At 55.1% G+C, this 10450-nt stretch carries 6 protein-coding genes and 2 tRNA genes; 4 read left to right on the top strand and 4 right to left on the bottom strand.

Translation table 11 applies throughout. From position 1 onward, the window contains the following. Positions 1–727: 727 nt before the first annotated feature. Positions 728–800 (bottom strand) — tRNA-Ala (locus ABD971_RS17450). Between the two features lie 97 nt (positions 801–897). Continuing rightward, a tRNA-Ile gene (locus ABD971_RS17445) sits at positions 898–971 on the bottom strand. A 775-nt stretch (positions 972–1746) separates the two neighbouring features. Between ABD971_RS17445 and ABD971_RS17440 the strand changes: the two genes are divergently transcribed. From ABD971_RS17440 to ABD971_RS17430, 3 genes are all read left to right on the top strand, one after another. Continuing rightward, positions 1747–3771, top strand: a complete 2025-nt coding sequence (locus ABD971_RS17440) for a redoxin domain-containing protein (RefSeq protein ID WP_345324148.1) — start codon at positions 1747–1749, stop codon at positions 3769–3771. Positions 3772–4018: 247 nt separating this feature from the next. Then, the gene (locus tag ABD971_RS17435; protein WP_345324146.1) at positions 4019–4459 is read left to right on the top strand and encodes a hypothetical protein; all 441 of its coding nucleotides are present in this window, start codon (positions 4019–4021) and stop codon (positions 4457–4459) included. Positions 4460–4566: 107 nt separating this feature from the next. Next, the gene (locus tag ABD971_RS17430; protein ID WP_345324144.1) at positions 4567–5178 is read left to right on the top strand and encodes a hypothetical protein; all 612 of its coding nucleotides are present in this window, start codon (positions 4567–4569) and stop codon (positions 5176–5178) included. 206 nt (positions 5179–5384) lie between these two features. On the opposite strand, the gene ABD971_RS17425 is transcribed toward ABD971_RS17430, so the two are convergent. Beyond that, positions 5385–6104 carry a hypothetical protein gene (locus tag ABD971_RS17425; RefSeq protein ID WP_339946946.1) on the bottom strand — a complete coding sequence of 240 codons (720 nt, stop codon included), beginning with the start codon at positions 6102–6104 and terminating at the stop codon, positions 5385–5387. A gap of 682 nt (positions 6105–6786) precedes the next feature. Here ABD971_RS17425 and ABD971_RS17420 point away from each other — a divergent pair. Beyond that, positions 6787–8397, top strand: a complete 1611-nt coding sequence (locus ABD971_RS17420; protein ID WP_345324142.1) for an alpha/beta hydrolase — start codon at positions 6787–6789, stop codon at positions 8395–8397. Positions 8398–8694: 297 nt separating this feature from the next. On the opposite strand, the gene gnd is transcribed toward ABD971_RS17420, so the two are convergent. Then, positions 8695–10176, bottom strand: coding sequence for a decarboxylating NADP(+)-dependent phosphogluconate dehydrogenase (gene gnd / locus ABD971_RS17415; protein ID WP_345324140.1), 1482 nt, complete (start codon positions 10174–10176; stop codon positions 8695–8697). Positions 10177–10450 lie beyond the last annotated feature (274 nt).

Raw genomic sequence — 10450 nt, 5'->3', positions numbered from 1 at the left:
TCACATGTGGTGATTGCTGCTTTAACTCGGCCGACTCCGAAGAGACGACTTCACTGACTGCTGCAATCACGTTGCACAGAATCCTATAAGAATACATTCTTGCCAACGCTTTTAATTGCGACCCGCACAGCAAAACTGCGTGAATCGAATCGAGGCGTTGGCAACGCTTCTCAGAACTTGTTTTCACTTCTCTCGCTTTTGAAACAGAGCCTCCCGAGACCGAGTCTCGAGCCGAACTGCTCTACTTGCGAGTGTAGTGCTCTTTCAGATGCCAACTACCAAACAACCAAATTGTCAAATATCAATGCGTTGCGTTCGAGTGTAAGTCGATAGTGCAACGGACGCTGCCTTGTGAGCAGCCGGTCGATGCCAGTTTTGGCCCGCGAGCAAATCGCGTTCCGTTCTTGGCGTCAGCCGGTCGTTCACAAGTGAGGGCGAAGAATACTGTCGAGTGTTTTCTTCGTCAACCGCGTTTCAAGATGTTTTTTAAAGTTTCTTGAAGTTTGGTTGATTCGCTTGAGAGTCGTGTTTTTGGCCCCTTTTAAGGGCCGCCGCACGTGTGTCTCAATCGAGAAGGGAAAGATAGCGATCTGAAACTTTGGGTCAACCTCACTTGGAGGAAAAGTTTAGATTTTGTTCGTGTCAGGTGAATCTTTCGGGAAGAAGGATTCACAAGACACTTTTGTATCTTTCACTTCACCGCAATCACTTTCGTGATCTTGGTAAGTGGAGGTAGACGGACTTGAACCGACGGCCTCCTGCGTGCAAAGCAGGCGCTCTCCCAACTGAGCTATACCCCCATGGGAAGTCGGAAGTGTAAAGGCGAAGGGTAAATTGTAAAGAGGTCAAATTCCTCTTTTCAAACTTCACGCTTCTTTCTTGTCACTTCCTTCTAAGTGGGCGTACCAGAACTCGAATCTGGGACCTCGTCGTTATCAGCGACGCGCTCTAACCAACTGAGCTATACGCCCGAACTGTCTTGAAGTCAGGATGAAGATTGCAAGCAATCAACTCTGTTTCAAGTCACCTCTTGTTACTCGGTTTGTGGCACTGGTTAGTTGCCACAAAGTTCCAAGAGGGGCAAAGTTTACGCAAACTAATTTGGCTGTCAAAGGGAATACACGCCTCGGATCGACAAATTTGGATGCTTTTTTGCTCGAGACTCCTCCAACGGCCGTTTTTTTCCGTGTTTTGGCACGGCGAAATATTGCGTTATTCGTTGCGAAGCGTCTCATCCCGCTTGGGAATCCTTTTCTTCGGCCTAACACCGGTCCGCTCTTAACCTTTCCAAAAAGATTCTCGCAGTTTTCGATGAGGTTTAAGAGATCACGAATGCAAAGTGCCCTGTTATCCCACTGCATTCGCTCGGCCCATCGCACACCCAGTTCATGCAAATTTCCTCGTCCGCGCCCCTCGACTTCCGAGTCCATCTCCCTCCGGTTGTGGTCGCGGTGTTTCTGGACAGGTGGACTTCTGGACGCGGTGGGCTTCGGGACGCGGTGGATGTCGCTTGGCAAATCGGAATCGATTTGTTTGACATTTAATTGGCATGGGTGGGCTGTTCAAGAAAATCGACATTCCCACCGAAGGATAGGTTCGGGCACAATAACTGGTATTGCTGCAAAACCGAAAGACCGGAAAGATCCGGCTGATGTCTGTTACTCCGCCCGCAAACGTGCCGAATTTTGAACGCTCGGTTGCTGGCGGTACTCCCCCCTCCCAAGACTCTTTGATGGAATGTTTGGCATGAAGGATCTTCCTCCTCCCGTACGACCTCTTCGATGCAGAACCCGCGTCGCACGCGTGGTTGACTTGATTCACAAGCTGAAAAGCCCGTTTTCAATCGCGGATCGGCCCGTCGCGGATCGGCCCGTTACGGTCACGGCAGCTCGGATTGTCGCCGGGGTGTTCGTGGGCGGAATGCTCGCGGTCCAACCCGCCGCCGCGGCGACCCCTTCGGCGAAAGACGCTTTGCAATTGAAACCGGTCCAAGCCGATGTCGATTACGAAGTGGTCGAGCCCGCCGCTGTGGCAAAATGCACCGTCGCCGATCTGGATTACAACGACTGGTCGGGCTGGGAAGTGCGTTCCGGTGACGGCACCTTGCTTCGCCGTTTTGCCGACACCAACGGCGACAATAAAGTCGACCTGTGGTGTTATTTCAAGTTTGGTGTCGAGGTTTACCGCGATATTGACCGTGATTTTAACACCAAGGCCGATCAATACCGCTGGCTCGGTACCGCGGGGACTCGCTGGGGAATCGACGAAAACGAAGATGGCAAAATCGATTCTTGGAAACAGATTTCGCCCGAAGAGGTGACTGCCGAAGTCGTTTCGGCACTCGCCGATCGCGATGCCGCCCGCTTTGCTCGGCTGCTTGCTACCGGCAAAGATCTCGAGTCGATTGGCTTAGGCAGCGAAACCGTTCGTCGCCTAAACAGCAAAGCGACACGTGCGGCAAAAGACTTTTCTGACTTTGCCAAGCGTCAAAAAGCGGTGGGACGCGACGCGAAATGGGTTCAATTTGCTGCGGCGACTCCCGGTGTTGTCCCCAGCGGGACCGATGGCTCGAGCTCGGATATCACCGTTTACGAAAACGCGGTCGCGATGTTCGAAGACGCAACCGGGAACGGACAATTGTTGGTTGGCACCATCATTCGGGTGAACGATGCCTGGCGAATCGTCGACTTGCCTTCGGTCGGCGAAGGTGGCGACGCAGTGGCTCAATCGTCCGGCAATTTCTTCACTCCCGGTGGCATGGCACAATCCGCTGCCTCACTCGACTCGGGACTGGGGGCTCAATCGCAACAATTGGTCACTGAGCTAGAAGAAATCGATCGCAAACTTGCTTCGACGAGTAATCCCAAGGAACTGGCGAAGCTTCATGAAGCACGTGCTCAATTGGTTTCGCGGTTGATCAAAGCGACTGACAATCCAAGCGAGCGAGATGCATGGACTCGCCAATTGGTCGATACCGTCAGTATGGCTACCCAAAGTGGTGTTTATCCCGACGGAACCAAGCAGCTGCAAGCGATTGCTCGATCCCTTGGCGACAAAAATGAGTCGCTAAAAGCGTATGCCGAATACATGATGATTGGTGCCGAATACGCACTGCGTCAAACCCCGGACGCCGATTTTGCCGAGGTGCAAAAATGGTATTTAGAAACGCTCACTGAGTTCGTCGATCGTTATCCGCGGATGCCCGAATCGGCTCAGGCAATGTTGCAATTGGCACTCAGCAAAGAGTTTGAAGACAAGGAAAAGGACGCGTTGGGCTACTACAAAAAAGTGGCTGCCGCGTTCCCAGGTACCGACACCGCCGAGAAAGCCGAAGGCGCCGTTCGCCGGCTCGAGTCAGTCGGACAGGTGATCGATTTGCAAGGAAACTCAATCGATGGCAAGCCATTTCGTCTGTCGCAATTGCGTGGGCGTCCCGTTGTCTTGCACTACTGGGCGACCTGGTGCGAACCTTGCAAACAGGACATGAAATTGTTGCGTGCTCTGCAAGCACGTTACCAGAAAGCGGGCTTGGTGTTGGTTGGCGTCAACGTCGATGCCACCAGCGAAATGGCCAAGGGGTTCTTGAAGCAGAACCCCTTGCCATGGATCCAGTTGTTCGACGATGGAGGGCTCGAATCGAGCGACTTGGCTAAGACGTTTGGTGTGCAAACCTTGCCGACCATGATGTTGATCGACGATCGAGGCCGCGTGGTTCGCCATAACGTTCGCGCCGCCGAACTCGAATCGGAACTTGATAAATTGGCTAAATAAGCGGCCCGATTCCGAGTCGCTAGATTACTAGCCCGGTTGCCATCGACTTTCCCTGTGGCAAATAACTCAAAGCCGTCTGAATCTCTTGCCGAGATTCAGACGGCTTTTTTCGTTCAGCTGATTTGCGATATTTCGGGATTTCGCTTCGAGACAACATTTCCATTGAGGTTTAAGGTTTAATGATGCATGAAGCGGGGGCAGTTCACTCTATTCTTTGAAGTCACTTTTCTAACGGGCAGCGGTCACGATGGCTAAGCGAGATGATCTTCTTCGTCGTTTGAAACAGGCCGATCGGCGTCGCGGTCGACGGCCGCCAGCGACCCCAAACCCCAATGATTCGGGTGCGGATTCGGGGCGGCAAACGGCTGCGGCAAACGAGTCTGCAAGCCAGCCCGATGTGACGGCGTTGATCGTTTCGGAGGTGCTCGCGTTCACACGTTCAGACAAAAGTTGTCGTGATCCGCAAGTCGTTTCCGCCTTGCGTGCCCTGCTGCGAGGATCGTCGCCAGCGGTGGATTCGGCACGTCGTTTACGCGATCAATTACAGCAGATTGCCGATCGCCCCGACGTCAAACTCCGCGACTTTCGCACCGCGGTCAAAGGGTTGTCGGAACAGGCGATGCAGTTCGATCGCGAAGCCGAGGGGGACGATCGTTTCCTAAATTATCTGGCAGTGTTGATTGAGTAACAGTGCTGATTGAGTAACAGTGCTGATTGAGTAACAGTGCTGATTGAGTAACAGTGTTAATTGCAGCGATAGTTTCAGCCCGCAAGAGTCCCCGTCCGAAATTGATCATGAATCGCACTCCTATTGAAAATCCGTATCTCGCATCGGCAACCCCAGGCAGTGCCAGCGATAGTCACGTCAACTTAAAGGGACTGGTTCGGACAAGCCAGATTATCGCGTTTGCCTTGATCCAAGGCGTGGTGTTTATCACTGCAATCATGGCCTATTTGACCCTCCTGTCGAGCGATGGAGGGCCAGCGAACGCGGCACCAGCCAACCCGCCTTCCGACGACAACATGGTGATGGTGGTCATCGGCGTGGTGGCTTGTTTCGCTGGCTGTTTTGCCTCGTTTGTCGTCAACCGGTTGCTGAAAGGGATGGCGATTCGGCAATTTTCGTCGTCGGGCGAGGAGGTTGAGTTGCCGGTCGACGAGACCGTGACGATGACTGCCGAGGTCAGCAGTTTGCTGACCTCCTCGCAAACACGAATGATCATCGGCATGGCACTCGTCGAAGGCGCCGCGGTGATCAACGCCGTGCTGATGATGTTGGACGAGAGCATGATCCATCTCGTGATGGTCGCGATTTGTTTAGTCGCGATGGCGGTCCAATTTCCAACGCTGCAGAAAAAGTTGGATCTGATCGAATTCGCTGCCCGCGCGTCCCAAGACCGAATCTGAGTGGTGTGGAACGCGGCAGCATAAAAACTTCAACCTCCCTTCAGAGAGGGGCGGCCGCAAGAAGCGGCCAGGGAGGGTGGTGAATTCTCGCTCGAACGATCTACATCTAACACAACGAGCCCCATCCAGAGCTGGCTACCGCCGCCTCTGACCTCCTCATTGGGGAGGTATCATAATTTACGCCGCCACCTTGATTCGGCCCAAAACTAACGCGAAAACACCCCGATTGTGCCGCCGAAGTAGACGGTATCGCTGTCACGGCCTTCCGTCGTAATCATCTGTCTCGCGTAAGCGCTCAGTCGGACACGTGGTGTCCACCAGAAATGGATGCCTGCTTCGGGATAGATCGCGGCCAACACGCCATCGAATCGTGTCTTTTCTTCTCCCCATTCGTCGATGCGTCCATCATCGTCGTTGTCGATTTGGTCATTGTCGGCCAATTCCTCGCTCTCGGCGTAACCGGCGAACAGTCCCAGACCTACGAAAGGGGCCAATCGGGTAGGCGTCTGCAAACGGAGTCCCGTTTCGCCTCCGATGTACGAGTCTTGGCTGTTCACTGCGGCGATCAACCCGAAGCGGTTGGTGAAATAAGACGTCCAGTACCCGGTCGCTCCTGCTTCGAGTGTTCCCATCGCATCGCCATCGCCGCCAAGTGCACTGATTCCAGCCGCCCCGTATAAACCGTACATGCCTTCAACAAACCGAGCGTCGGCCGCCTGTTTGATCTTGCCCGGCAGATCGAGTTTGCTCGCTCCGTCCTCGTATTTTTCTGAATAAATTGGGTCGTCCATCGCCCAGCGAGACTTGGTCAGCCCGTCAGGCAGCTGGGCCAATGAATCGGAGGGGGCAAATGTAAGTCCAATGCCAACAACAAGGATGCTGGCAATACGGAAACACATGCTGTTGAGAACGTGATCGGAGTGCATCAATGGTCTGTCACTGACAAAAGAGGGGGCTCGTGTGTCAGCGTTATCAAAACTCGAGCCCCGTTCGCAATACAAATGACGAAACGCGACTTTTGTCTCGTTTTTATGCCGGACCGTAGCGGAACGAGAGAGGGAGACACGGAGACACGGAGACACGGAGACACGGAGACACGGAGACACGGAGACACGGAGACACGGAGACACGGAGACACGGAGACACGGAGACACGGAGTGAGGGAGTGAGGGAGTGAGGGAGCTTAGCAACGCAAGTTTACCCTCCTTCTGGAGGGGCGGCCGCAGGAAGCGGCCGGGGAGGGTGGTGAATTCTCGCTCGAACGCTCCACCTCTAACACAACGAGCCCCACCCAGAGCCGGCTACCGCCGCCTCTGACCTCCCCAAGGGGGAGGTGAAAAAACTCCCAACTCCCAACTCCCAACTCCCAACTCCCAACTCCCAACTCCCAACTCCCAACTCCCAACTCCCAACTCCCAACTCCCAACTCCTCACTCCCAACTCCTCACTCCTCACTCCTCACTCCTTGTCTCCTTGTCTCCCCCTCTCCGTCCCTCTCCCTCTCCCCTTCCAAAACACCGTATTGCCATCGACTTTCCACCTCCTGGGATGCTATAGCCACTGCTTCAGTTTTTAGTTTTCGCGATACGAAAAACGAGGTCGGCTCTGATGAGATTTCCAGCCCCACTTGCAGGATCCTTCTGCGTTTTGCTGACGCTGGTTGGATGTTCATCGGAAAAGGCCAACGAAGCTGCTGATTGGCAAGCGATTGAGGAAACGGGCGGCGAGACCACGCAAACGCTCGAATCGGAAAACACGTTTGCGGGTCCTTCGCCCAAATCAACCAACGGTGTTGCATCCGACGCACGCATGCAGCCGATGCCGCGTGCGGAATACTCCGTCGCCCCGCCGCAGCCCGCTGCCAATTTCCAGCAGCCCCAGGCAATGCGCCAGCCACAAGCGATGCAGATGCCGCAAGCGATGCAGATGGATGCTCCGTCAATGCAGATGCAAGCCTCCGCCTCCGCCGAGTCTCGCAGAAGCCTTCCTGCCGGAACCCAGCACAATGCCGAAGCTGGTTTTGCAACTGTCCAAGTGTTTTATGCGACCGACCGGATGCGAGGCCCCTTGTCGCTCTCGGATTACGAAATCACCGGTCAAAAGCAAGTCGTCCAGTTGATTGCCTTCGCCGCGATCGCACTCTTCCTATTCGCGCTGCTGAATTGGATGCGTGGTCGAACGCGAACCGGTGGTTTGGCGGCGATGATGGGCGGAGCCGCCGCTTGTCTTGCCGCTGCATTCATCTCGATGGGGCAAGCCAACATCGAAAAGCACGGCGTCACTTACTCGGCCGACCGTGGGATGCTGGTCCGCGGCGTCTGCGAAGTCACCGTGCCCGATTCGCACCAACGAGGACTCGTCGAACGCCCCAGTCTGTTGAAATTCGAATTGCATGAAGATCAACGCGACCACATCGTGTTAACCAGTGCGATCGAGCTCGCCGAATCCGACTTTCAGAAACGCTTGTCCGAAACGGTTGCCCAGTCCAGCGATCAAGACTTGCTGGTTTTCATTCATGGCTACAACGTTGGCTTCGAAGCGGCGGTGCAACGCACCGCGCAAATCGCGGTCGATCTTCCCTTCGAAGGCGTTCCGGTCTGCTACAGCTGGCCCTCGCAAGCGTCGTTGATGGGGTACACGATCGACGAAAACAATTCGGAGTGGACGATCACGCATTTGAAACAATTTTTGACGGAGCTGGCGAACGAGTCCGAAGCGAAATCGATCAATGTCGTCGCTCACAGCATGGGCAATCGAGCGATGACAGCGGCGATGCAACAAATCCGCTGGGAATTACCTGCGGGGGCTCCCGCTCCCTTTGATCGCATCGTCTTAGCCGCCCCCGACGTCGACGCCGACCGTTTCCGTCGCGACTTGGCTCCGGCCCTGTTGGATGTTTCTAATCAAGTCACGCTGTATGCATCGTCGGACGACCAAGCGTTGATCGCGTCCAAAAAAGTGCACGGTTACCCGCGGGCGGGCGAGAGTGGAGCCAATATCGTGGTCGTTCCCGGTGTCGAGACGATCGACGTCAGCGGTATCGACCTCAGCCTGCTGGGGCACAGCTATTACGGCGACAACGAATCGATGCTGCGAGATCTTTATGAGCTCGTGCGTTCGCGATTGCCTGCCCCACAGCGGAACATGTTGATCGCCAGACAAGCCGGCGAGTTGATCTATTGGCAGCTCGCACAGCAAGAAACCACCCCACTGCGATAAACCGACGTAGCATAGGCTTCCAGCCTGTGATCAACCGCAGGCTGTGGAATTGGCTTCCAGCCTGTCAACAAGCAACTGCATCATTGTCCCCATGCCAGTTTGTCGGGCATAAGCCAAGTCTTACCGATTTCAAATCTTCTTCCCCCGTGAGCCAAGCTCGCGGGGGCTGAAAGAAGATGTGCCCGCGATGACAGGCTAGAAGCCTACCGCCACAAAAAGAACCCAAAGCCCCGCATCGGCGGAACCTTGGGTTCATGGTTTTTAACAAGCAATTTTTAACTAGCGAAAGCTTCCGCCTTACGCGTTCTTGGGTGCCTTACGCAACTGGATCCATTCGCTGTGGAAGGTGCCTTCCATGTCGGTCCGTTGGTAGGTGTGAGCACCGAAGTAGTCACGTTGCGCCTGCAGCATGTTGGCTGGCAAACGAGCCATGCGGTAGCCATCGTAGTAGCACAGCGCGGTGCTGAACGCGGGCACAGGGATGCCAAGAATCGAGGCCGCAGCGACCACGGCGCGCCATTTCTCTTGCGCGTTTTCGACAGCCTTCTCAAAGAACGGGTGCAGCAGCAAGTTTTCGAGGTTCGGGTTCTCGTCGAATGCTTCCTTGATGCGATCCAAGAAGACCGCGCGGATGATGCAACCGCCACGCCACAGCAACGCACAGTCGCCGTAGTTGAGGTCCCACTTGTGCTCGGCCGATGCCGCTTGCAGTTGCACGAACCCTTGTGCGTAGCTGACGATCTTCGATGCATACAACGCCTGACGGACCGCTTCGATGAACGCTTCGCGGTCGCCGACCAACTTCATGGCAGCCGCTCGCATCTCCGGATTCGATGCTTCCGAAGGCCCGTTGAGTGTTTTGCTTGCTCGCACACGTGCTTCTTTCTGAGCCGACAAACCGCGAGCGAACACGGCGGTCGTGACCAACGTGCTAGGCACGCCGAGATCCAGTGCCAACTGGCTCATCCATTTCCCGGTTCCCTTGGCACCGGCAACGTCCAAGATCTTGTCGACCAGGTAGCCATCGCCACCTTGGTCGTCTTTGACGCTGAAAATATCGCGGCTGATTTCGATCAAGTAGCTCGACAGGTCGCCTTGGTTCCACTTCTCGAACACGTCGTACAGTTCGTCGTTCGACAAGCCACCGACTTCGCGAAGCAGTTGATAGCCTTCGCAGATCAGTTGCATGTCGCCGTATTCGATCCCGTTGTGGACCATTTTGACGTAGTGACCCGCACCGCGAGGTCCGACCCATTCGCAGCAAGGGATGTCGTCGTTCGGGCCGACTTTGGCCGAGATCGCTTGGAACATTTCCTTGACTTCGGGCCAAGCCGCTTCGCTGCCGCCAGGCATCATACTTGGGCCCAACAGTGCGCCTTCTTCGCCACCGGAGACGCCACAGCCACAGAACAGCAGTCCTGCTTCTTCGACCTTCTTAGTTCGTCGCTCGGTGTCGGCGTAATGCGTATTACCACCGTCGATGATGATGTCACCAGGCTCGCACAATGGAATCAATTGATCGATGATCGCGTCAACGGCGGGGCCGGCCTTGACCAACATCATCAACTTGCGAGGCCGTTTGACCGATTTGACAAATTCTTCGATCGTGTGAGTGCCGACAAAGTTTTTGCCTTTGGCTCGGCCGTTGATCAGCTCGTCCACTTTCTCGGTCGTTCGATTGTAGACGGCGACTTTGTAGCCGCGACTTTCGACGTTTAAGGCCAAGTTTTCGCCCATCACTGCTAGTCCGATGAGGCCAAAATCGCAATCGCCGCTCATAATTTTTCCAAAGTTCGAGAAGGTGTCTGATTAAATGTTTTCGCGGATTTTAGACGCTGGGGGCCCCGCGGGGAAGATCCGGCAGCGGGGAGCGGCGAGAGGGGGAGACACGGAGACACGGAGACACGGAGACACGGAGACACGGAGACACGGAGACACGGAGACACGGAGACACGGAGTGAGGAGTGAGGAGGCATCAACGGTTTTACCCTCCCGCTGGGAGCGACCGTGTTAGAATTCGGCAATAGCCGCTTATCAAAAAACTAAATTTTTG

It is taken from the genome of Novipirellula rosea (assembly GCF_039541335.1).
In the GTDB taxonomy this organism is placed as follows: domain Bacteria; phylum Planctomycetota; class Planctomycetia; order Pirellulales; family Pirellulaceae; genus Novipirellula; species Novipirellula rosea.
This window is presented reverse-complemented; position numbering and strand designations above follow the sequence as displayed.

Excerpts from the sequence above, each read along its gene's own strand:
- ABD971_RS17440 (WP_345324148.1), top strand. The coding sequence starts at position 1,747 with ATGAAGGATCTTCCTCCTCCCGTACGACCTCTTCGATGCAGAACCCGC.
- ABD971_RS17435 (WP_345324146.1), top strand. The coding sequence starts at position 4,019 with ATGGCTAAGCGAGATGATCTTCTTCGTCGTTTGAAACAGGCCGATCGG.
- ABD971_RS17430 (WP_345324144.1), top strand. The coding sequence starts at position 4,567 with ATGAATCGCACTCCTATTGAAAATCCGTATCTCGCATCGGCAACCCCA.
- ABD971_RS17425 (WP_339946946.1), bottom strand. The coding sequence starts at position 6,104 with ATGCACTCCGATCACGTTCTCAACAGCATGTGTTTCCGTATTGCCAGC.
- ABD971_RS17420 (WP_345324142.1), top strand. The coding sequence starts at position 6,787 with ATGAGATTTCCAGCCCCACTTGCAGGATCCTTCTGCGTTTTGCTGACG.
- gnd (WP_345324140.1), bottom strand. The coding sequence starts at position 10,176 with ATGAGCGGCGATTGCGATTTTGGCCTCATCGGACTAGCAGTGATGGGC.